We start from the raw sequence: 24,870 nt of genomic DNA on the forward strand, positions 1-24,870 counted from the left end.
TTTTACTTATGAAAAAACTAATTTTAAAATTATTTTTGTTGTTATTCGGTTTAGGGCAAGGAATGGCTCAAAGTTTAGGTACTCCAGTAACAACTTCAGGAGGGCAATCAATTGCCGAAAATGGTTTTAAGGCAGGTATCTTGACTGTGAGAGCAAATTTTTCGACATCTGCCTCAGAAGCACTTATTACTGTCACTTTCCCACAAGGAATGCACTACGATGGTAATTTAACTTTAGTCAGTGGATTGCCTGTACAGGAGTACAATATTTCCGATACACGGAGACCTGTATTTAAAATCACAGGTATCACAGGAGCTTCAGAGGCAACTTTTTCTATTGCCAAAAAAGTAACACCACAAATTATGCAGTCTCTTAACTCAGGATTAAAGGATGAAATAACAATGAGCGTGGACGGGAATGCAGTTGCACCCGCACATACCGATCCTTACATATTGAAATATCCTGTGTTAGCAATAGAAGGGGAAAGTACTACAGCCCTTCCTACACATGAAAATGCATCTGGGACAAGCTCTCAGAAATTTAGAATTAAAAATACGGGAGATGGTATTGTGAAAGATATTTATTTCGCTGTGCAATATCCTGCTGGAATTACGGGTAATTCAATTTCTTACGAAGGAATGGATTTATCTCCAGTAGCAACTTTTACTCCTGCGGGTACGTCTATTTCTTTACAACTGTATAAGGTAAATGTACCTGCTGGTGTGGCTCGTAATGGCAGTATTCTTGTTACAGAAAATTATACAGTAACGGGTTGTGCTGCTAACCGTCAAAATAAGTATTTTGCTATGTGGGGTAGTTCTCAAAATCAAAACGATTTTTATCAAACGATTTCCAACTCACGTACCATTAACGTCGAATCGGGAACACCGAATATCACGATAATGAATAACGGAAATGAGACTTATTTTACATGGATAGATGGACTTGGAGGAAATGAAGTAGGACAATATAATGTGACATTTTTAAATAATGGTTCTGGAAATGCCACAGCTTATGATGTATTATTTAAATATCGAGAGTATTCGTGGATAGCATTTGACAAGCATCAAATTTCGGATTTACGAATTGTCGCTACTGATGGAACAGAGATTGCAATTCCTATTCCCACTACTCCTTTACCTTCTAAAAATGAAGCTAATAATCCTGCTTTTCGTACACGTGAAATTCCACTTCGTGATATATCAGAATTGAATGTAGCTTCTTTGGCAGGAAAAAATATTGGACTTTCGGATATCGATGGGGATGGTTATGCAGATGATTGGCCAAAAAATGCAAAGGTTACGCTTCGATTTAAACTTAAAAAAGTAGCTCCTGTTAATTGTTTGTTAAAACATGAATCTGGTCAGTTTTCTATAAACCCAATAGCATTATTTGATTATAAGGATGCTTGTGCACAAAGCATATCCTCTCCTGAAATAACAATGACTGCTGCAATGAGTAGGACTATGTTTGGAATTTTAGATTCTTCAAAATTGCCAGATGTTCTTTCTTTGAATCAACCACGTTCAGCGTATTTAATTTTTGGAAATCACTCTTATAGTAGTGCTGAGCGTGAGCAAGGAAAAAATTGGGGATATACGCCTGTAGGATACACGTATCAAGTTAAATTACCTCCCAATTTGTCAATGAAAAATGTGCGTTTGGTTAAAAAACCGCATTACTCTTACGATGATACAAATAGTACAGATCCTGCTATAAAGGTTGATTTACCAGATGTGGCGGCTGGAACAACGTTTTCTCATACGTTTACTTCTACTACGTGGGAAAAAGGATATATTGCTTTTGATTTGGAATTAGTAAGTTGTACTGGTGTTAATTCTGGAGAGATTGAATATACTATATATCATATAGATAGTTATGGAAAATCACATCAGTACGCTATGGAGTTTGTTTGTAGTAAAAAACAGATAGCCTATGATTGTCCTGATACTGGCTGTAATAATGCACCTCGTATGGTAAGCACGAAAACTGAACGAGCTGAGAATTCCTATGGGTGGAAAGATTGGACAATGAATGAACGAATGCAGCGTAGCGATTACACCAATGAGTTGGAGTTATCACGAGCCTTGTATTTAGATGATATTGAAGTTACTGCCGAAGGTGAAGCTCAAGGGAATTTTAATGATCTTTACTACCATTGGGAAGTGAAAAAAGGAACTCGTTTGGTGCCAAAAAGTTTGAAGTTTACCATCATGCGTGGAGGTGTTGAAATAGTAAATCAAACCTTACAGGCAAACAGTACATTCCCAATTAAGTCGACAGAAAATTGGAGTGGCGAAAATACCGGATTTTTATGGAATCTAACGCCTTACTTACCATCTGATAAGATGAGAAATGGCGACCAATTTAAAGTTGTAGCTACATACCAAGTTACCAGTGGAGCGGGTTCTAAAAATACCGCTTATGATGTTCAATCATCTAACGAATCTTACTTTTATACGCACGCTACCAATAAAAAATATTGTGGTATGAAACAAATACCAACATTTTATGTAGCAGGGACTTATGAGTTGTTGGGAACAAACACCTATAATATAAAAGGGTGTGTAGAAACTGCCATTGGTTCCAACCAAGTGTATATGGCACGTAGGTCAAATACAGCAGGAACTTATTTTTCTCAAGAGTTTCGCCCTGGTCGTTTGATAAAAGATATTAAGCTGACTTATCCCAGCTCTTATAAAATCGTTAAAATCGAATACGAGTTTAGACAAAAAGACGCTCACGTAGTTTCTGGTTACAAGGATATTACAAGTTATTTTTCATCAACCGACAATGGAACTAATAAGGTGTATACTTTTACCAACCCTACTGACAGAAATAATCCTCAACATCTTCACGCAGGTGAAATTTCCGTTGAGAATGATTATAATGCTACTTTAAAAGTTACGCTTCAAGCTTCGTGTGGTTCAAAAACTGATAATACTGAAAAAGCAAAAGCTGAGATTAATTACTACGATTATTATTACCATTATGCAGCAAATGGAGGAGAAAAAGTTGAAAATAAAAAATTGGAAGGAATCTTGCGTTATTCTGAAAAACCAGGTGTTGCATTAACTTCTGTAACTCCCCTTACACTTCGTGTAAACACCAAGCAACAAGAAGTAGAGGTAGAGTTAAACAATTCCAGTTTGACGGATGCTCCTTATACTTGGCTATCAATCCCTGATGTACAAGGAGTTAAAGTATTAGAATTAATTGATTCCAATACTAATATACCAGTTCTCCGTCAAACGGGTATTTCTGGTGAGTCCATGTTCTTTTTGAGTCAAGCTGGTTTGGCTAAAGGGGCTAAGAAGAAGTATAAAATCAGATTTGAAATGACCAATTGTGCCGATACGTCTTTTGATGTATATGCAGGTTGGAATTGTTCCGAGTATCCTATAAGAGGGTATCAGCATACTTGTAATGAAAACAAGGTAACTTATACACTCAATGTGGTACAAAGTGTGATACAAATTACTCCCGAAAACACTAATCCAGGTGTGGGAGGTAATTCGAATACGATTGCAATGTGTTCAAAAACACCTTATAAATATATCATTAATAGTGCGGGGGAAGGAAACATTGAAAAACCTAAAGTGGTTATTGTTAAAGAAGCAGGGCTATTAATTTCGGATTTTGTGGTAACCTATCCGTATGGTTCTTCCAATAATTATACGTTAACACCTTCGGTAAATGGTAATCTGATAACCTATGACCTTTCAGGAGTTGTAGCAGCAGGAAATATATTACCAGGAAGTATTGCTGAAGGTACTGAAAATAACCGACGTGTGGGAGTAGCCTTTAATGTTCAACCCGATTGCGATTTTGTTTCAGGTTCGTCTTTTGATGTAGACATGACTGGATTCAATATTTGTGGTAATGAAGTGGAGGGAGACAAAAATACAGTGATTACGGCAGGTATAACTGGTGTAGTTTCCAATCAATACAAGGTAGATAATGTTTTGAAAAAACTTAGCGGTAATGCTAACTACTGCGTTGGTTTGGCTCTTTCACCTCCTTCATTTGCTAAATTTGAAGGAAAACATGTTATTACAAGAGAGCCAGGAGCCACATCTTTTGTAGCAACCCAATCAGGTGGAGAGGTGATCGTACGTATCCCGAAAGGGTTTGAATACGTACCGGATACGTTTGTAGCAACAGGAAAAAATGTTGGAGCTACTTTTTCTGATCCTGTTTTAGCAACTACTCCTATTACCTCTGTTGGAGATGGAGAAACCGAGTTACATATTGCGATTCCTGCGGGTATGCAAGACACAAATTTCTTTACCTATACTATTGAAGTACGTCAAAAAGCGAATTTTGTAATTGAAAATTGTGCAGTAACTCAAAAGTTAAAGTATTATACAGTTGATAAAGTAAGTGGAATACCATGTGGAGTAATGAATTGCCCTTCAATAACTGTTGAAACTTCCCGTCAGCGTGGCGAAGTGGTTATTCCAATGGATCGAGCGGAACTTAGAATTAAGGACATTCAGTTTACTTCGTCCGTAGAAAGCAATAAAGAAAGAGTAAACATAACTTACAAGATAGAGAATACATCTAGCGTTGCTTATACAGGAAATTTAGTGGTAACCTTGTTTGATGATGTTGATAATAACGGAAATGTCACTGATGCTGAAAAGGTACAGGATTTTACGCTTACTAATTTGAGTGTTCCCGCAAACACAACTTCTGTACAGCAAACGCTTCAAATTTTATTACCACAGGATAAACTATGCCGTTTGCATTTGGCAATTAGAAGTTCGTCGAATCCTTGTTTATGTAATGAGGATTTGGAAAAAATCATCGAAGCACCTACTAAAATAACAGGTTTGGTGTCTGATTTCCAGGTTTGCGAAGGAGTAGGACAACAAATTGTTTATAACGTAGAGTCTCCTGATTATGAGGATTATAAGTGGGAAGCAGTAACACCGGGAGCTTTGGCTTATTTATCAAGTGCTGTTGTGAAGAATCCAATTTTCACCTATTCAGGATCAAGTCTTTCGGCACCGCTTACCGTAACTTATACTCTAACTGTAAGACGAACTAACGGCTGTGAGGCTACACAAACCGTAACGGTAACAGTTAAGCCTTCTCCTGCCTTTACGGTAGCTACGCCACAAAATTTCTGTGATGCAGCCACTGTTTTGGATTTGAAAAAACGTATTAACGCTACTGCTTTCAATACTATTAAGGTTTATAGCGGAAATATGCTACTGAACGATGTTACGCCATTAACACACGCAACTACCTATCAGGCAACACAAACACAGGCAGGGCAATGCGAAAGTGTGAAAGCTAATGTGTTGGTGAATATCTATGCCACACCGAGTGTCCCTGTGGTACAAGTGGCTAATGCTCAATGTGGAATAAATGGTACGACGGCTACAATCACTAACTACGATAGCAATTTTACTTATACTTTAACCCCGAACACTGCTACCCTAAGTGGGAATACCATTACAGGTATGGTACTCGGAACAAGTTATACGTTAGAAGTTAGAAATGGAACTTGTACAGTAGCCTCTACACCTTTCCAAGCTAAGGCAGCACTTGCTGTTCCGACACCTCCTGTGGTTACCAATCAAATATTTTGTGCTTCTACGGATACAGTAACCTTTGTGGTAACTCCAACGGCAGGACATACGTTACGTTGGTATGATACGGCTACGTCATCTACTCAACTGGCCGCCACACCAACAGTTTCACGCAATGTAACGGCTAATACAGTTACCACTAAATACGTAAGCCAAGTAAATGCAGAGGGTTGTGAGAGTGGTAGAGTTGCAGTAACCATCACTATTGATGATACTCAAGCTCCTGTAATTGATAATTTAGCAGATTTGATGATTAGTTGTGAAGCACCGAATATAGACACTCAGGTAAGTAATTGGTTATCAAGTGTTAATGTGACTGATGCTTGTGGAGTGGTGGCTACTATCACAAACAATTACTCTGCAGTTAAGCCTATGGATTTGTGTAATGTAACAGGTAATACGATAACGGTAACCATCACAGCAACAGATACTTTTGGTAATATATCGACTAAAACGGCGTTTGTTAGATTAATAACTATTGACGCTGTTGATGATGATTTTGGAGTTCAAACTGTAGGAACGACCACCAAGACAGTGTTTGAAAATGACAAGTTGAATGGAGTAGTACCAACGAGTGCTACGGTAAGTGTGACATCTGCGAATTTACCAATTGGAGTAACACTTAATTCGGATGGTACGTTAACGATAGGAAATACAGCTTCATCGGGTACACATACGTTTACGTATACTATTTGTGATAAGGCAAATACAGGTATTTGCGATACAGCTACGGCGACTGTTACGATTAAGAATATCGACGCTGTTGATGATGATTTTGGAGTTCAAACTGTAGGAACGACCACCAAGACAGTGTTTGAAAACGACAAATTGAATGGAGTATCACCAACGAATGCGACGGTAAGTGTAACCTCAAATAATTTACCAATTGGAGTAACACTTAATTCGGATGGTACGTTAACGATAGGAAATACGGCTTCATCGGGTACACATACGTTTACTTATACTATTTGTGATAAGGCAAATACAGGTATTTGCGATACAGCTACGGCGACTATTACGATTAAGAATATCGACGCTGTTGATGATGATTTTGGAGTTCAAGCTGTAGGAACGACCACCAAGACAGTGTTTGAAAACGACAAGTTGAATGGAGTAGTACCAACGAGTGCTACGGTAAGTGTAACATCTACGAATTTACCAATTGGAGTAACACTTAATTCGGATGGTACGTTAACGATAGGAAATACAGCTTCATCGGGTACACATACGTTTACGTATACTATTTGTGATAAGGTTAATACAAGTATTTGCGATACAGCTACGGCGACTGTTACGATTAAGAATATCGACGCTGTTGATGATGATTTTGGAGTTCAAACTGTAGGAACGACCACCAAGACAGTGTTTGAAAACGACAAGTTGAATGGAGTAGTACCAACGAGTGCGACGGTAAGTGTGACATCTACGAATTTACCAATTGGAGTAACACTTAATTCGGATGGTACGTTAACGATAGGAAATACAGCTTCATCGGGTACACATACGTTTACGTATACTATTTGTGATAAGGCAAATACAAGTATTTGCGATACAGCTACAGCGACTGTTACGATTAAGAAAGTAGTAGCTACGGATGATTCTTACTCGATCACGGATACCACGGTAACTCAAACTGTGGGTAACGTATTGGATAATGACAAGGTAGGGACGCAAACGGCTACGACTACTTTGGTAACTATCGGCAATATCCAAAATCCTACGGGTTCGAATGTACCTGCTTTGGATACAAATGGAAATATCACGATCCCTCAAGGGACTTTACCGAATATTTATACGATAACGTATGAGATATGCTTGTCAGGAGGTTCTACGGATTGTGATACTGCGGAAGTACAAGTTGTAGTTGGAACACCTACGTTAACAGTTGCTAACGATACCTATACGGCTACGACAATTGCTACTCCTAGGGTAGTGGGTAATGTGTTGAGCAATGATGCTATTAATGGTCATACCCCTGTATTGCCTTCGTTTGTGAATATAGGAGTTAAACAACCGGCGACCCCTATCGGAGCGGGAGTGACCCCTACTTTATCAACCATTACGGGAGATGTAGAAGTACCTGCCAATACCCCTGCAGGAGTTTATACGATAGTGTATGAATTGTGTCCTAAGGGTATTGCTACGGGTTCAGCATCTTGCAAAACAGCTACGGTAACAGTAACAGTAACAGCACCTACGATAGTAGCGTTGCCGAACACCTATACGGCTACCACAACAAACACGATCCAAACGGTGGGTAACGTATTTGATAACGATAGTTTAGGAGGGGAATCAGTAAGCACGTCAACTGTAATTTTAACCCCAGGGGTGTTTACACATCCTAATATCACAATGGGTACGGACGGAAACATAACGATTTCACCGAACACGCCATCAGGCACGTACACAGGTACTTATACGATTTGTGATAAGATAAATACGGGTAACTGTACAAGTACTACGGTAACGATAGTAGTTACAGCTGTAACAACCCCTACGGTAATCACCGCTACTGACGACCCAGTAACTGTAACGACCACTCAAAGTGGAACTGTAGTGAACGTGTTGGATAATGATAGACTTGGTACAAAAACGCCAACAACATCTGATGTAACGATAACGGTAACGTCAACCCCAACGGGAACAATCGTACCGAACTTAGACCCTGTAACAGGAAATGTTATGGTGCCGTCAGGTACGCCAACGGGAACGTATACGATAGGTTATAGCATCTGTACAAAATCAGGAACGATTACATGCGACACAGCTACGGTAACGATAGTAGTTACAGCTGTAACCCCTACGGTAATCACCGCTACTGACGACCCAGTAACTGTAACGACCACTCAAAGTGGAACAGTAGTGAACGTGTTGGATAATGATAAAATTGGCACGAACACACCAACAACATCTGATGTAACGATAACTGTAACGTCAACCCCAACAGGGACAATCGTACCGAACTTAGACCCTGTAACAGGAAATGTTATGGTACCATCAGGTACGCCAACGGGAACGTATACGATAGGTTATAGCATCTGTACAAAATCAGGAACGATTACTTGTGCTACGGCTACTGTAGTAATAACAGTTACGGAGGTAGTAACACCAACAAATACGACCATAGCGAAAGATGATATTAACAATACGTATGTTAATACACCGGTTTCAGGAAGTGTAGGAACGAACGATTTAGATCCTGAGGGAGATACGCAAGTATGGACAATACAAACAAATACAGTAGGAGGACATACCTTTGTGTTGAACGCAGACGGAAGATATACGTTTACTCCTTCGACAGACTTTGTAGGAACGGTATCTTATACGTATGAAGTATGTGATAACGGAACACCGCAGGCATGTGCAACAGCTACGATAAGTATCCAAGTATTACCGAAAGGAATCAATAGTTTGGTTGCGAATGATGACACAGCTGTTACTAAAGTAAATACAGGTGTTTTGATAAGCGTGTTGTCGAATGACTTTGATCCAGAAGGAGATACTTTCAGTGTAACGACACATACCAATCCATCTCATGGAACAGTTGCCTTGAATGCTGACGGAACATTCACATATACACCAACAACAGACTTTGTAGGAGAAGATGAGTTCACTTACATCATTTGTGATGGTAATGTAACGTCTACTTGTAAAACAGCGAGAGTACATGTGTCTGTGGTATCTACAACAACTAATATTACAGTTGCTAATGACGATGCTTACAATACAGATGTTAATGTAGCAGTAGTAGGAAATGTGTTGAATAATGACACCGACCCAGAGGGCGATACAGTAACTACTACAGTGGTAACAACTCCTTCTAATGGAACGTTGAGTTTGAGTACAGATGGAACGTTTACGTATACACCGACTACGAACTTTGTAGGGACAGACTCCTTTACGTATAGAGTTTGTGATAGTGGAACTCCACAGGCATGTGATGAAGCTACGGTTTACATTACGGTTAAAGGAGTTGTAGCTACGCCTACAGCGAATACAGATACCTTTACAGCTACGACTTCGACCAACACGCAAACAGTAGGAAACGTGTTGGATAATGATAGGCTTGGTACGAACACACCAACAACATCTGATGTAACGATAACTGTAACGTCAACCCCAACGGGAGCAATCGTACCGAACTTAGACCCTGTAACAGGAAATGTTATGGTGCCGTCAGGTACGCCAACGGGAACGTATACGATAGGTTATAGCATCTGTACAAAATCAGGAACGATTACATGCGATACTGCTACAGTAACGATAGTAGTTACAGAGGTAACAACTCCAACGACACCTGTAGTAGCGAAAGATGATGTTGAACAGACGGTAGTTGATACACCTGTTACGGTTAAAGTAGTATCTAATGATGAGCATGTGCCTACGCAAGGAACCTTGACTATTGTTACGCAACCTAAAAACGGAACGGTTGTTATCAATAACAATGGAACGACTAATGATCCGTCAGATGATGAGGTTGTTTACACACCTAACCGAGGTTATGCAGGAGTAGACAGTTTCGAGTATGAGCTTTGCGATACGATGGGTAACTGTTCTATAGCTAAGGTAACGATAACGGTGTTGAATGATGTAATTCCTCACAATGGTATTTCTGTGAATGGAGATGGATTGAATGATTACTTCCATATTCAAGGTATAGAGAGATATCCTAATAATACGGTTCGTATTTACAATCGTTGGGGAGTTAAGGTATTTGAGACGAAGGGCTATGATAATGTTAATAGAGTATTCCGAGCGATTTCAAACGGACGAGTAACGATTGAAGCTCCTGAGAAATTGCCACAAGGTACATATTACTATATCATTGAATACACCGATAACAACAACAAGAAACATACGAAAGGAAGTTGGTTGTATATTAAGAAGTAACCACTGACAGAATAAGTGAAAGAGAGATTATCCTAAACGGGTAATCTCTCTTTTTTTAGTCAAGTCTTGGGTATAGCATAAAGGAACTATTTTTCTGAAAAATATTTTGTTTATAAAATAAACTTATTTATATTTGCATCATAAAAGTCAAGTAACTATTTTTTTTGATAATTTTGTTTACAGAATAAACTAAATTTAAAAGTAGAATCATAAATCTAAAAAGAAATAAAAATGGAACATTTACAGCCTAATGACAGCTTAAAAATCATTCAAGAGATTATCAATCAGCGAAAACAAAAATACGAACAAAATGGATTTTTCTTCATCTTTTGGGGCATACTCATTATGTTAGCAGGAACTATACATTTCCTGATGTATCAATTTGATTTTCATTTCAGTAAATCGGGACTCGTGTGGCTTATTTTGATGCCTTTGGGATTTGTTTTTACCTTTGTTGCCAAAATGCGAGAAGGCATAAAAGCCGAAAAACAAGGCAAAAGCACCGACTGGATGGGCTGGCTTTGGCTCGTAGCGGGAATAGGTGCAATGGTGGGCGGATTTACACAATCTTCCAAGTGGATTATTGTACTGATATACCTACCTTTTGCAATGGCTTCTCTGGCAACGGCATTACAACTCAAAAATCGACTTTGGGTAAGCACCTCGCTGATTTCTTTTGCACTGGTGTACAGTACTTTGTTTATTAATTACGGGTATCACTCTATATTGATGACCGTGGTTTTAGCAGCACTTTTATTTTTAATTCCTGGCATTCAGTTATATTCCGATTATAAAAAAAGAAAAAATGTTTAAAGATTTAGATCCTCTTTTACATTCGCAGTTGCGGTTGGCGATAATGTCGCTCTTGGTTTCGGAAGAAAAGGCAGATTTCAACCGAGTGAAAGAAGTTACCCAAGCTACTTCGGGCAACATCAGTGTGCAGATTAGCAAACTCGAAAAAGCGGGATACATCAGTGTAACCAAATCATTTAAAGATAATTACCCCAATACCGAACTCGCCCTTACCGCCAAGGGACTACAAGCCTTTGAGGAATATGTAGAGGCGTTGAAGGGATATTTGAAATAATTTTAAAACTTAAATGTAATGAACACAACAGAACCAAACGCTTACAGAAAAGCAGAAAAACGAGTAAAGAAACTCAAAAAATTCTACCATCATTTGGCGACTTATGTCGTAGTCAATGCCTTCCTTGTCGGACTGAATCTCTATCAAACTCCGAATAACTTGTGGTGCTTATGGGTCATTTTTGGTTGGGGGCTCGGACTTGTACTCAATGCCGTTTCAGTTTTTCTACCCAACTTATTTTTTTCTAAACAATGGGAAGAACGTAAAATCAAAGAGTTGATGGAGAAAGAGGAAAAATAATATTTTTTTACAATTTTACTTTACAAAATAAACTAATTTATAAACAATAAATACAATGAACAGAAATTTTAAAAACATCGTTTTTGCTGTGATTTGCTCATTTCTTGCAATCAATACACAAGCTCAAAGTACACAACAATCTGAAATTCAGACAATAGAAAATCAGTCTTCGCTCAATGGCATTCAACAACAAATAGAAACCGCTTTAGGCGAGGCTTTTACTATAAAAAACGGACTTCCATTAGAAAATTTGGAAAAACAGCTTTCTGAAAATAAGGAAAATAGCCAATGGAATTTGTATTGGAAATCTTATTTGAATTTTTATCAAACCATTTTCTATTTGAAAACAGATAACAAAGAAAAAGCGAGTGAATACAATCAAAAAAGCATTGATATTCTGCAAGATAAGAAAAATAAAAACGCCGAAGAATATGCCCTATTAGCCAATAATTTGAGTTTATCGTTTGTTTTTATGAAAAATCAGATGGAAGCGATGCAGATTGATACCAAAATTCGTGAAAATCTGCAAAAAGGCTTTCGTTTAGAAAAAGAAAATCCGCGTTTGTACTATGTGGAAGGCAATTATGACGCCAATATTCCCAAGCAATACGGCGGTGGCAAAAAAGCAGAAACTTCGCTTTTAAAAGCCATTTCACTCCCTGAACCAAACCAAAATTCCGACTATTTACCTACTTGGGGAAAAAGGGAAGCCTATCAAAGTCTTTTGAAATGGTACTCTTCTGAAAATCAGAAAGAAAAAGCGAATGAATTAGAGAGAAAATTCCACGAAAAGTTTTCTGAAAAATCAAAATAAAAAAGGGCAATTTTATTTTGCCCTTTTAAATAACTATTTCTTTAACAATTTGTTATAAGCAGTATAGGCTTGGTAGAAAAAGAAAAATCCTCCTGTCGCCAAAAGTGAAGTAACGCCCCAAACGCCCACCATATCATACACCACAGCAAAAAGACGATTCATCGGACGCGTTCCGCCCTCTTGTTCCCACTGTGTCAGGTCGTTATGTGTTATGTAAGCATAAACTAAAAATGCTACTCCTATGAGAATCAACACTAAAACTCCCAATTTAGGATTTTTTTTGAGTAAGCCTCCGTACTCATTCGTTTCTTTTTCACTCATAAAATGATAATTAAAATTAGCTAACAAAGGTCGAAAAAAATAAGAAATATCGCAAGTTATTTCCTTTAATCTTTTTAAAATTTTAATAATGAAAACACTATTTTTATTACTTAATTTACTTGTTTTCAGTTTTGTACAAGCTCAACAAGACAGTCTCCAAATCAACCAATTAGAAGAAGTAGTTATCGTGAAAAAAGACCCGATTTCTGAAAAATTTGCGGTGAAGAAACTCAATTCGTTAGATATTTATTTTAATCCTGCCGCCAATGCCGACCCACTCAAAGTCATTACTACACTTCCTGCTTCCACTAATACAGATGAGAGTGCTAACCCCTCACTTAGAGGCGGAAGTCCCGATAGGTCAAGGGTTTATCTCAATGGTTCGCCTGTGTTAAATCCCGTCCGTTTCAGTCGGAATGATGGCTTGGGAAATTTTTCACTTTTCAATACTGAACTCATTGATAAACAATATGTTTATTCGAGTAATCCACCTTTAAGTTTTGGTAATTCAAGTGCAGGATTGGTGGAAATAGAAACTAAAACCCAGCCTATTAGCGAATTTACACAACTTTCTTTGGCTCTTTCCAATATTGGACTGATGCGAAATCAGAAACTCGGTAAAAACAATTTTACGCAAATTTACACCAATTATCAGTTTAGTGATGCTATTATCGGGTTGAACAGAAAAAGTTTAGACCAACTGCAGCATTTTTCCACTTTCGATTTGGGAGCAAACACACATCTAAAAATCAATAAAAACCTGTCTTTCAACACATTTAATTATTTTATTGATGAAAAATATTCGGTTTTGAATCGTTCTTTGAATTTTTCAGGTGATGTTGAAGCCTCCAAAAAACGCTTTTTTTCGGTGAATAATTTGGATTATTTTACGCAGAAAACGAAAATTCGTTGGGCTTCGATGGTAGATTTTTCCCACTCGGAATTCAAATTTGGAAACATTGATTCCAAAGTGAAAAATATTCAGTTTTTCAATGGTTTGAGCTTTAAAACTCAGTTTTTGAGAGTGTTTAGTATGCAATATGGCGTAGATGCTTCCGTATTTCGCTATCATTACAATGAAATTTTACCTCAATTTTATTTCAGTTTAAAGCCTGAGAGCCCGACTTTTACCAATCAAAAAACAACTGATTTTTTCTATGTAGAACCTTATGTGTATGCCAATTATTCGCCTAACAATCAATGGAATTTTTCATCGGCTTTGCGAAAAAATATATTTCTTCATAAAAATACCAAAAGTTTCACAAGTTACCAATTTTCAGCCAATTACACGCCAAATAACGAGCATCGGTTGATTTTCAGTGCAGGAAAATACCACAGCTATACTACACCAAATTATATTATTCGCAATTTCAATACGCTGAGCAGTCATCAAATTGCTTTGGATTATTCTTTTGAAAATGAGAAATTTAACATTTCTACATCAGTATATTTCAAAGCAGATAAAGGCGATATTGTAACCAATCATTACGAGCAATTTGATAAAACACAAATCTTTGGAAGTGAGGCTTCTGTGGATTTTAAATTGAATCATCAATTTTCTTTTTCAATATCGAATACTTTTCTAAATCAGAAGTATGCTATTGGAAATCAAAAATATAACACCCCTTTAAACTTAAAATATTTTATCAAGTCGCAACTAATTTACAAAAATCCGAAATGGTTTACGGCTTCGTTGGTTTTTGCCACGCGTCCGGGAAATCGTTTTACTCCTGTGCAGTCGGCAGTTTTTAATCCACAAGCCAATGATTTTCAACCGATTTTCGGCGATTGGTATTCCGCTGAAATGCCTCATTATAAACGCTTGGATTTTTCAGCAAACCGACTTTTCTTCATTGGAAAAACTGCTGTGATTGGTTTTGTTTCAGTTAATAACTTATTGAATTTCAATAATTCTGCTTCGGTGTATTACAATTCGAATTACACAAATTTACATTACAACCACCTCCAAAAACGGATTTTCTATTTTGGAACGATGGTGCGGTTTTGAAAAAATATAAAATAAAATACAATGAAATTATTAAATCAATAATTATTTTGTAATTTTGCCGTTGGCACACTCTATACTTTTTTTGAGCGATTTGATGGGGGATATAATTAGTTTTCTTGATTTGCATAGAGCAAAATTTGTTTATTCTGATAATGAAAAAATATCAGAAAGTGAGTTTGCTGTCTTAAATGAAATAAAGGAGAAAAAAATTGATGTTGATTTAGTTTATTTTAATACAGATGAAGAAACTAATAGTAGTTTTCCAGCCGTTTTTCTAAAAAAAGTTTCAAACTTTAATGATATAGAAACTCTAAAGAACATAACTGAAATACAACGAAAAATATGGAATTATAAAAAAATTCTATTTCTTTATGTGTACTCCGAAATCGAAATACGAATTTATAATTGTGCCGAAATACCTCTTATCGTAACCACAGAAGATTTTGATTATCAAAATGAATTACAGAAAATTGAAATTAAAGCCTATAAATACTCTGATACACAGCAATTAGATGAACTTAATAAGCTGTTTTCCAGAATTTCTATTGATACAGGAATTATTTGGACTTCGGAAGAAGCAAAAGAAATAAAAGATAAAATCAATCTGCAAAAACGAGTTGATAAATACTTAGTAAGCAGCTTGGTTAATACTTCAAAACAACTGGAAAACAACGGATTAAAAGTTGAATTTATCCATAAGATAGTTCTTCGTTCTTTATTTCTGTTATATCTCGAAGATAGAGGGGCTGCCAAAAAAGATTTTTATAGTCAAATCAAAAAAGGGGCTGAATCTTATTTTGATATTTTAGATGATGTTGCAACTACTTATAAATTATTCGAAAGGCTTGAAAATCATTTCAATGGTAATATTTTCACTTTGGAAAGAGATTCTAATCATCAAATAATTGAAAAAATATCAATAGAACAGCTTCAAATTATAAAAAAATGTTTTGTTAGTGGAAATGATAATACACCTAAAACAAAACTTTTTGAAGATTGGAGATTATTTAATTTTGATATTATTCAAATAGAATTATTAAGTGAGATTTACGAAAATTTCTTGGCTGAAACTGATCCTACCTTAAAAGAAAATTCAGGAACTTATTACACTCCACCTTCTTTGGTTGAATTTATTTTGAATGAAAAACTTCCTGTCAATAATAATGAAACACAATACAATGTAAAAATATTAGACCCAAGTTGTGGTTCGGGCATTTTTTTGGTTGAAAGTTTCAAACGATTAGTAAAACGATATGAAAAGGCTCATAATCTCAAAAATCTTTCGGATTTCAATATTTTAGTTCAAATATTAAAGGAAAATATTTTTGGTATTGAAATTCACCCACAAGCAATAAAGGTTGCTGCATTTAGTTTGTATCTAGCTTTGGTAGATAAATTAGACCCTAAAAATCTATGGCAAAATGCAAATTACAAACTTCCATATTTAATAAATGACCCTGAAGAGTCTGATGAACAAAAAAGAGGTAAAAATCTCTTTTGTAGAGATACCATTTCTGATTTATCTCACATAGAAGAGCTACAAAACTTTGATTTAATTGTTGGCAATCCTCCATTTGGCACAAAAAGCTTACAAAATAGTATCAGAACATATTGTGATGAAAAAGGTTTTGCTAAAGAAAAGGTACTACCATTTTTGCACAAAGCAACTCTTTTTGCTCCAAAAGGAGAAATAGCATTGATTTTTAATACAAAAGTTTTAACCAATACAAAAAATCCTTATAAAAAATTTAGAAAATGGTTATTTCAAGAGTGTTATGTAGAAAAAGTTTATAATTTTTCAATCTTAAGAAAAGTTCCTAAAACTTTTGGAGGACAATTGTTTGGAGATGCCGTAGGACCTGTTTCTATAGTTTTTTATCAGAAAGAAAAACCTGAAATTATTTCTGATACCATTGTTTATTATGCTCCAAAAACTTATGTAAAAACCAATTTGGTTGAGGGTTTAAATATTGATTTTACAGATGTGAAGTTTTTACCAAGGGAAGAGTGTCAAAAATCGGATACCAAAATTTGGAAAATAACAATGTGGGGTGGAATGAGTGATTGGACGCTCATAAAGAATATTTCTAAGAAATACACACAATCAATAAAAGAGTTTTTAGAAAAACATAAAGATAATTATAGCTTTGGTTCAGGATTACACGCTCCATCTACTGACCAATTGAAAAAAAAACAGACTTTTTCTCCAAAAGAGATTATAAATATTTCGGAAGTACAACGCTATTATACCTTAACTTATGCACTTAAGTTATCAAATAAAGTATTTAGAAATATTAACCAAAATATTTTTAAACCTCCTTACTTATTAGTTAAGGAAGGTGAAAAGAATAGAAATCTTTGTGCAAGTTATATAGATTATCAATCGTATCATACAGCAGCATTAAGTATTTCGTCATTTGATAAAGAAGATTTTAATTTGAAACTATGGTGCTGCTTAATCAATTCTACATTTGCAAAATATTATTTATCCTTAACATCTGCTTCTTGGGGAATAGAAAGGGAAAGAGTGCAATCGAATGAAACATTGACACTACCAATGCCTGTGGATATTAATGAAAAAGCAAAATTAAATTTAGATGGCAGATTTAATGAATTAATTAGTGTCATTCAAAGTGATTTCAATTATATTCACTCAAAAAATATTGAGAAGGAAATAGATGATATTATCCTTAACGATATTTTAGAGCTATCAGAGAAGGACAAAACACTAATTGATGACTGCATAAAATTTTCCGTTGATTTATTTTATAATCAAGTAAAATCGGCAGCTTTGAGGCCTGTTTTGAAAGACCAACCCAAAGAATATGCTCAAATCTTAACATCAGAGCTTAATAAATTTCTTGATGAAGAGGGCTTATTTGCAAATGCAATGATATATACAAATGACTTAAAATCATCGCCGTTAATGATGATAAAACTCACTCATAATGAACAGAAAAAGGAAATTTCTGTTTCTAATGAACTTATCGGAAAGGAATTAAAAAAAATAGACCAATATCTATGGGAAAAGAAATCTAAAAATATTTATTTCAGAAAGAAACTCAATTATACGATAGGTAATGATATTTTTATTATTCGCCCTAATCAACGCCGTTTTTGGTCTAAATCAATGGCTTATGAAGATGCTTCCGAATTAATTCTTGAAATCTTAAACGGAGTACACGATGGCAATGATTAGTAATCTCTATAAAAATGCCTTTGAAAAGCATTGTTTCAAATTGCTTGTTGATGCGTATCAAGTTGTCTATGTCAATAAAAAATACCAAACGGATTGGCAAGAAAATGATTTTTCACAAACATTAGAATGTTACATCAATGAAAATCCATACTCTCTATCCGTAGGAATTACCTGCAAAACAGAACAGAAACTCCTTTCCTGTACCGAAAATCTTACAAAAGGCTTTTCAGATAAGCTACCAAGAGTTGATTTAGTTTTCTTTAAAGTATCAAAAGATAAGAGATACCAGTATTTTATGGAAGCTAAAATACTCAAAGAAAAAGATTCTAAATTAAAAAGAGCCTATATCAGCGAAGGAATGCAGAGATATATTTCAAAAAAATATCCAATAGAAGAGCGATGTATGTTAGGATATTTAATAGAAGGAAATTTAGACCTAACTATTGTTGGAATCAATAAACTCATCATAAAAGACAACAAAAAAGAAGAAATATTAAAACCAGTCTTAAATTCTTTTGCTAATTTCTACTACGAATCCGAACATACCGAAATAGGAGTACTAAAACATATTATACTTGATTTTACCAAAAATAACAGAATAGATGAAAGTTAATGATTATATACTTAGATATTCATCTAATAGTCTTATTAGAGATGGGATTTGTAGAATAAGAACTTTTGTTAATTCAAATTTAAATGTAATTATCTTAATTACAGATTTGGATACTAAAAATACTTCTGCATCAGTAACTAACTCAATAGAAGCAATTTACCAAACATTAACAGAAAAATATAATATACCTAAAACGAGTATTTTTATAGAACATTATGAAGTTCCAACTCATACTTTTAGTATTGTTAATATAGACCCAAAAAACAATACAGAATGGAAATCAATAACACTACCACAAGTTTTAAAACTAATAGAATCTGATGAAAATGAAATCAATAATCTAACACTTAAAAATCCTCAACTATTAGCGGAAATCGAACAATTTAGAACAATAATTTCTCCTCATTTAGGGCTTCCCTATCAAGTACAGCCAGAATATATCTTACGGCAATTTGAAATTGAAAACAATATGATTTCAAAAAATGAATTGAGAGAACTTATTGATAATCATTCAATAGAATCGAAATTTTTAGAACTCCTAAAAAAAGACAAGTCTTTTTTTGCGGAAATTTATGCTTCTCCGAATGATAGTTATATTTGTTTTTCAGAGTTTCCTGTGGGAGAAGGGACTGTTGATTTTGTACTTTTTACTGGCAGATCAAGAATGGATGTCTTTTTAATAGAAATTAAAGGGGCTGATTTTAATTTATTAACTCAAGGTTATAAAAAATTCAACCATAAATTAGATATTGCTATAAACCAAATTCGTGATAGACTTGATTATATTTACCGAAATATCTCATCATTCCGAGAATCTGTTCACGAGTATAGAGAAAGAGTTTCTAACGGAGAGCGTCTGTTTAACTCTTTGATGGGACCTTGTCAAGATATTTTAGTAGATAAAAACAAAGATATTAATATTCATAGTGTTGTAATAGGAGGAAGAACCAAAGATGATTTAGAAGAAAGCTATAAAAGACATTCTTTTGAATCAACTTTTAATTTACCTATTAAACTTGAATCTTGGGATTCTTTTTACAGAAAATTACGCAGGAGATAATTATTTTTGAGATAAAATCATTTTAAAATAACACAAACCTCTTCTTAAAGTGAATTTTTTACTTTGGAGCGATGGTAAGGTTTTGAAGTTTTTCATATTTTTGTACAGAATTTTAACCATTGAAAACATATCAAAAATGAGATTTCTGTTAGTCATTTTAGCTTTGATGCCTTTGCGGATTTTTGGCCAGTACGACCCAAAAGTCAATGATTATCAGCACAAAAGAATTCTTACAAAATCCGATACAATCCATTATCATATTTATTCAAAAGGTGAAATAGAGAAGAAAAGAAACATAATTATTTTCTTTCACGGTTCTGGTGGTAATCCTCTATTTATGCAAACTGTAAAACAGGATACAATCAAAGTTAATGAAAATGGTGCTATAAATAATAAAATTCAGAGATTTACCTATCTGTACTCTTCTGTTCCTTTTGATTTGGACAAGATTCCTGATGAATATATTTTTGTAACAATCTCAAAAAAAGGTGTTCCGTTTTTTGCCGACAAAGAATCTTACAAGCCTAATAATATCTTTTATGAAAACGAATCTTTAAATTACAGAGTTTGGCAAGGAGAGAATGTAATTAATGAACTTACCAAAAAATGGATAAAAAATCCTGATAAAATCGTAATAATTGGGCATTCGGAAGGTTCTGATGTAGTAGCTAAATTAGGACATAAAAACAAAAAAGTAACACACATTGGATATTGGGCGGGTGGTGCAAATACCCAATATTATGATTTTGCTTTATTCATTCAAAGAGAAGTTCAAAAAGGTAAATTAACACAAAATCAAGTAAATGACTCTTTGAATAATTTATTTACAACTATTAGAAATATAGAAAAGCATCCAAATGACACTGAAAAACAATGGTTAGAGAATTCATATCGCAGATGGGCTCAGTTTGCTGAACCTCCAATACATAATTTATTAAAAATCAATAAACCTCTGTTCTCGTGGCTGTTGCAGGAAAAGATGAATCTGTCCCTATCGAAAGTAGCCTTTTAATTCCAATAGAATTTATCAGACATAGTAAAGATAACTTAACCTTTAAAATATATCCCGATTATAATCATTCTTTTGCAAGACCTCCTCAAAATGAAAATGAAGAGTGGAGTCGGGAATTTATGACCGTTTTTGACGATTTCATGAAATGGGTAAATCAATAATAGATTTACAATGAAATAAAAAATTTCTAAATCGTAAAATACGAACAAGCATTAAATTGACTTAAAAGTAATCATCATCTCTTCCTTGAAAAACGGATTTTCTATTTCGGAACGATGGTGCGGTTTTGATACTATTTATCACCACAAAAGGCTGTTGAATTCACTCTCAACAAAAAAACTTCAAAAAACATATCATTTTTCGGAATTTTTAGTAAATTCGCACTTTAAAATAATCCTCATTTTATTGAGAATGAAGGATTACTCAATTACAACGAATTAGAAGTAGAAATGAAATTCACAGAGCACAAAAACTTAGATTTATCAGTCGTTGCCAAAGAGATACTTACATATTGGCAAGAAAATAATATTTTTGAAAAAAGTATTGAAACGCGTGAGGGCAAAGAGCCGTTTGTATTTTTTGAAGGTCCGCCTTCGGCAAATGGGCTTCCGGGCATTCATCACGTAATGGCACGTACGATTAAGGATATTTTTTGTCGTTATAAAACTCAAAAAGGATTTCAAGTAAAACGAAAAGCAGGTTGGGATACGCACGGACTTCCTGTGGAGCTTGGCGTGGAAAAAGAATTGGGCATTACCAAAGAAGACATCGGAAAGAAAATTTCGGTGGAAGACTACAACAAGGCTTGTAAAGAAGCCGTAATGCGTTACACCAACATTTGGAACGACCTTACCGAAAAAATGGGATATTGGGTGGATATGGAAAATCCGTATATTACCTACAAATCCAAATATATGGAGTCGGTTTGGTGGCTTTTGAAACAGATTTATAACAAAGGATTGCTATATAAAGGCTACACCATTCAGCCGTATTCGCCAAAGGCAGGAACAGGACTTTCTTCCCACGAACTCAACCAACCCGGAACGTATCGTGATGTTTCCGATACTACGATTGTGGCTCAATTCCGTGTGAAAAAGTTAAGTAACAAACTCAGAGAAAAATTATCCAATCCTTTTGATAGTTGTGATATTGCAGGGGCTTCTTGCGGTGGTGCTTTGCATTGGGCGGATTATGATGAGGCAGATTATAGTAAACTTCCAATTTCTATCCTCGCTTGGACGACCACACCTTGGACGCTTCCATCAAATACCGCTTTGGCTGTTGGTAAAGATATTGATTATGTGCTGATTAAAACTTTCAATCAATATACGTTTGAGCCAATCAATATTGTTTTGGCAAAAGTGTTGGTTTCAAAACAATTCGGAAAGAAATTTTTTGAGACTTCAGAACAAGAAGATTTTAAAACTCCCCCTTCGGGGGCAGGGGGGAATATTCCTTACCAAATCCTTGCCGAATTCAAAGGTTCTGATTTAGAAGGGACTACCTATGAGCAACTCATTCCGTGGTTTAGTCCTGCGGAAAATGCCGACCAAGCCTTCCGAGTAATTACAGGCGATTTCGTAACTACGGAAGACGGAACAGGGATTGTACATATCGCTCCGACTTTTGGTGCCGATGATGCTCGCGTTGCCAAAGAAAATGGCATTCCGCCGATGCTTATCAAAGATGAAAACGACAATCTTGTGCCACTTGTGGATTTGCAAGGAAAGTTTGTTAAAGGCGAAAATGTTCCTGAAATTTTTAGCGGAAAATACATCAAAAACGAATATTACGATGAGTCTCCCTCTCTTTCGGAGAGGGACGGGGAGAGGATACCAGAAAAATCGTGGGACGTAGAGTTGGCAATTCTGTTAAAAACTGAAAATAAAGCTTTTAAGGTGGAAAAATACGTCCACTCATATCCGCATTGTTGGCGAACTGACAAACCCGTTTTGTACTATCCGCTCGATTCTTGGTTCATCAAAATTACGGACGTGAAAGACCGCCTTTTCGACTTAAATAAAAATATCAATTGGAAACCCAAAGCCACCGGTGAAGGACGTTTCGGAAATTGGTTACAAAACGCCAACGATTGGAATTTGTCGCGTTCGCGTTATTGGGGAATTCCGCTTCCGATTTGGCGAACCGAAGACAAAAAAGAAGAAATTATCATTGGTTCTGTTGAAGAGTTAAAGGCTGAAATTCAGAAGTCTATTGCTGCAGGATTGATGAAAGAAGATATTTTTGCTGATTTTCAGGTAGGAAATATGTCTGACGAGAATTACGAGAAAATCGACCTACATAAAAACGTAGTAGATGAAATCATTTTGGTTTCAGCATCGGGCAAACCGATGAAACGCGAAAGCGATTTGATTGACGTTTGGTTCGATTCGGGAGCGATGCCTTACGCACAATGGCACTATCCGTTCGAAAACAAAGAAATGGTTGAAAACACTTGGAAAACAGCCGATTTCATCGCCGAAGGAGTTGACCAAACACGCGGGTGGTTCTATACACTTCACGCGATTGCAGGATTAGTTTTCGATGGGATTTCATACAAAAATGTAGTTTCCAACGGATTAGTTTTGGATAAAAACGGACAAAAAATGTCTAAACGTTTGGGCAATGCCATCGATCCGTTCACCACTTTGGAAGAATATGGAGCCGATGCCACACGTTGGTATATGATTTCCAATGCCAATCCGTGGGATAACTTAAAGTTTGATTTGGAGGGAGTTGCCGAAGTGCGTCGTAAGTTTTTTGGAACGCTTTACAATACCTATTCATTCTTTGCTTTATATGCTAATATTGACGGATTTACATACAAAGAAGAGGAAATTCCCTTAGAAAAACGCCCTGAAATCGACCGTTGGATTTTGTCGGAACTTCATACCCTTATCCAAAAAGTAGATGAAGCTTTTGCCGACTATGAGCCTACTCGTGCTACGCGTTTAATTTCGGATTTTGTACAAGAGAATTTAAGTAACTGGTATGTGCGTTTGTGCCGCAGACGTTTCTGGAAGGGTGAATATGAGGAAGATAAGATTTCGGCTTATCAGACTTTGTACACTTGTCTTCTGAACGTGGCAAAACTAATGGCTCCGGTAGCTCCGTTCTACGCAGAGGTATTGTACAGAGATTTGGTGTCAGGAACCCAAAAGGAAACGGCAGAAAGTGTGCATTTAACCATTTTCCCTACAACAGATAAATCGTTTATTGATAGGTCGTTGGAGAGCAAAATGGAAAACGCTCAAAACATTTCATCTTTGGTGCTTTCACTTCGTAAAAAGGAAATGATAAAGGTGCGTCAGCCGCTACAAAAAATTATGATTCCTGTATCAAATGAAGCTGAAAAAAGGGAAATTGAAGCAGTTGCCGATTTGATAAAATCGGAAGTAAACGTTAAAGAAATTGAACTTTTAGAAGATGCTTCGGGTACTTTAGTGAAGCAAATTAAACCGAATTTCAAAACTTTGGGACCTCGTTTCGGGAAAGATATGAAATTGGTAGTTGCTCAAATACAGAATTTTACGCAAGAAGATGTTCAGAATATTGAAAAAAATCGTGAAATTATTATAAAATTAGCCGAAAAAGATGTAACTTTAAGCATTGAAGATGTAGAAATTACCACGCAAGACATCGAGGGGTGGCTTGTGGCAAGTTCAGGGAATTTGTTGGTAGCCTTGGATATTCATATCACGGACGAGTTGAGAAAAGAGGGAATCGCTCGTGAGTTAGTGAATCGTATTCAAAATATCCGAAAAGATAGCGGTTTTGATGTTACGGATAAAATCAATATTTGCATTCAAAAACAAAAAGCGGTGGAAGAAGCTGTTTCAGACAATTTGGAGTACATCAAAAGTGAAACTCTTACTAGTGAACTTACGTTTGCTGAAAACGTTTCAGGTGAACCTATCGAGTTTGATGATATTGTAACGAAGATTTTGGTGGAGAAAGTGTAGACCT

13 protein-coding genes are annotated in these 24,870 nt (G+C 35.7%); 12 read left to right on the forward strand and 1 reads right to left on the reverse strand.

The window, feature by feature from the left end; genetic code table 11:
• Positions 1 to 8: 8 nt before the first annotated feature.
• The 5 genes from CGC49_RS08675 to CGC49_RS08695 all read left to right on the forward strand — a co-directional run bounded on the left by CGC49_RS08675 (position 9) and on the right by CGC49_RS08695 (position 12,691).
• The gene (locus tag CGC49_RS08675; protein WP_095912398.1) at positions 9 to 10,490 is read left to right on the forward strand and encodes an Ig-like domain-containing protein; all 10,482 of its coding nucleotides are present in this window, start codon (positions 9 to 11) and stop codon (positions 10,488 to 10,490) included.
• A gap of 231 nt (positions 10,491 to 10,721) precedes the next feature.
• Positions 10,722 to 11,303, forward strand: a complete 582-nt coding sequence (locus CGC49_RS08680; RefSeq protein WP_042345549.1) for a hypothetical protein — start codon at positions 10,722 to 10,724, stop codon at positions 11,301 to 11,303.
• Positions 11,296 to 11,577, forward strand: coding sequence for a transcriptional regulator (locus CGC49_RS08685; protein ID WP_095912399.1), 282 nt, complete (start codon positions 11,296 to 11,298; stop codon positions 11,575 to 11,577). Before CGC49_RS08680 ends, CGC49_RS08685 begins: the two co-directional genes overlap by 8 nt.
• A gap of 18 nt (positions 11,578 to 11,595) precedes the next feature.
• Complete coding sequence (locus tag CGC49_RS08690; protein ID WP_095912400.1) at positions 11,596 to 11,877, forward strand: 2TM domain-containing protein; 282 nt, start codon at positions 11,596 to 11,598, stop codon at positions 11,875 to 11,877.
• A gap of 55 nt (positions 11,878 to 11,932) precedes the next feature.
• The gene (locus CGC49_RS08695; RefSeq protein ID WP_095912401.1) at positions 11,933 to 12,691 is read left to right on the forward strand and encodes a hypothetical protein; all 759 of its coding nucleotides are present in this window, start codon (positions 11,933 to 11,935) and stop codon (positions 12,689 to 12,691) included.
• A 33-nt stretch (positions 12,692 to 12,724) separates the two neighbouring features.
• Here the strand turns inward: CGC49_RS08695 and CGC49_RS08700 are convergent, their stop codons facing one another.
• On the reverse strand, positions 12,725 to 13,012 hold the full coding sequence (locus CGC49_RS08700) for a hypothetical protein (RefSeq protein ID WP_095912402.1): 288 nt from the start codon (positions 13,010 to 13,012) through the stop codon (positions 12,725 to 12,727).
• An 88-nt stretch (positions 13,013 to 13,100) separates the two neighbouring features.
• On the opposite strand from CGC49_RS08700, the gene CGC49_RS08705 reads away from it, so the two are divergent.
• The 7 genes from CGC49_RS08705 to ileS all read left to right on the forward strand — a co-directional run bounded on the left by CGC49_RS08705 (position 13,101) and on the right by ileS (position 24,866).
• On the forward strand, positions 13,101 to 15,020 hold the full coding sequence (locus tag CGC49_RS08705; RefSeq protein ID WP_095912403.1) for a TonB-dependent siderophore receptor: 1,920 nt from the start codon (positions 13,101 to 13,103) through the stop codon (positions 15,018 to 15,020).
• A 61-nt stretch (positions 15,021 to 15,081) separates the two neighbouring features.
• On the forward strand, positions 15,082 to 18,219 hold the full coding sequence (locus CGC49_RS08710) for a class I SAM-dependent DNA methyltransferase (protein ID WP_232745173.1): 3,138 nt from the start codon (positions 15,082 to 15,084) through the stop codon (positions 18,217 to 18,219).
• Entirely contained in the window at positions 18,206 to 18,832 is a 627-nt protein-coding gene (locus tag CGC49_RS08715) for a hypothetical protein (RefSeq protein ID WP_232745174.1), read from the forward strand. Before CGC49_RS08710 ends, CGC49_RS08715 begins: the two co-directional genes overlap by 14 nt.
• Complete coding sequence (locus CGC49_RS08720; protein WP_095912405.1) at positions 18,822 to 19,892, forward strand: Shedu immune nuclease family protein; 1,071 nt, start codon at positions 18,822 to 18,824, stop codon at positions 19,890 to 19,892. Before CGC49_RS08715 ends, CGC49_RS08720 begins: the two co-directional genes overlap by 11 nt.
• A gap of 136 nt (positions 19,893 to 20,028) precedes the next feature.
• The gene (locus CGC49_RS08725) at positions 20,029 to 20,904 is read left to right on the forward strand and encodes a carboxymethylenebutenolidase (protein ID WP_232745175.1); all 876 of its coding nucleotides are present in this window, start codon (positions 20,029 to 20,031) and stop codon (positions 20,902 to 20,904) included.
• Positions 20,853 to 21,065, forward strand: coding sequence for a dienelactone hydrolase family protein (locus CGC49_RS11300; protein ID WP_232745176.1), 213 nt, complete (start codon positions 20,853 to 20,855; stop codon positions 21,063 to 21,065). Before CGC49_RS08725 ends, CGC49_RS11300 begins: the two co-directional genes overlap by 52 nt.
• Before the next feature lie 288 nt (positions 21,066 to 21,353).
• Complete coding sequence (ileS, locus tag CGC49_RS08730) at positions 21,354 to 24,866, forward strand: isoleucine--tRNA ligase (RefSeq protein ID WP_095912406.1); 3,513 nt, start codon at positions 21,354 to 21,356, stop codon at positions 24,864 to 24,866.
• Positions 24,867 to 24,870: the final 4 nt, after the last annotated feature.

This window comes from Capnocytophaga sp. H4358 (assembly GCF_002302515.1).
Classification (GTDB): Bacteria; Bacteroidota; Bacteroidia; order Flavobacteriales; family Flavobacteriaceae; genus Capnocytophaga; species Capnocytophaga canis.

Coding starts and splice junctions, on each gene's coding strand:
- CGC49_RS08675 (WP_095912398.1), top strand. CDS start 9: ATGAAAAAACTAATTTTAAAATTATTTTTGTTGTTATTCGGTTTAGGG.
- CGC49_RS08700 (WP_095912402.1), bottom strand. CDS start 13,012: ATGAGTGAAAAAGAAACGAATGAGTACGGAGGCTTACTCAAAAAAAAT.
- CGC49_RS08695 (WP_095912401.1), top strand. CDS start 11,933: ATGAACAGAAATTTTAAAAACATCGTTTTTGCTGTGATTTGCTCATTT.
- CGC49_RS08690 (WP_095912400.1), top strand. CDS start 11,596: ATGAACACAACAGAACCAAACGCTTACAGAAAAGCAGAAAAACGAGTA.
- ileS (WP_095912406.1), top strand. CDS start 21,354: ATGAAATTCACAGAGCACAAAAACTTAGATTTATCAGTCGTTGCCAAA.
- CGC49_RS08705 (WP_095912403.1), top strand. CDS start 13,101: ATGAAAACACTATTTTTATTACTTAATTTACTTGTTTTCAGTTTTGTA.
- CGC49_RS08725 (WP_232745175.1), top strand. CDS start 20,029: ATGAGATTTCTGTTAGTCATTTTAGCTTTGATGCCTTTGCGGATTTTT.
- CGC49_RS08685 (WP_095912399.1), top strand. CDS start 11,296: ATGTTTAAAGATTTAGATCCTCTTTTACATTCGCAGTTGCGGTTGGCG.
- CGC49_RS08715 (WP_232745174.1), top strand. CDS start 18,206: ATGGCAATGATTAGTAATCTCTATAAAAATGCCTTTGAAAAGCATTGT.
- CGC49_RS08680 (WP_042345549.1), top strand. CDS start 10,722: ATGGAACATTTACAGCCTAATGACAGCTTAAAAATCATTCAAGAGATT.
- CGC49_RS08720 (WP_095912405.1), top strand. CDS start 18,822: ATGAAAGTTAATGATTATATACTTAGATATTCATCTAATAGTCTTATT.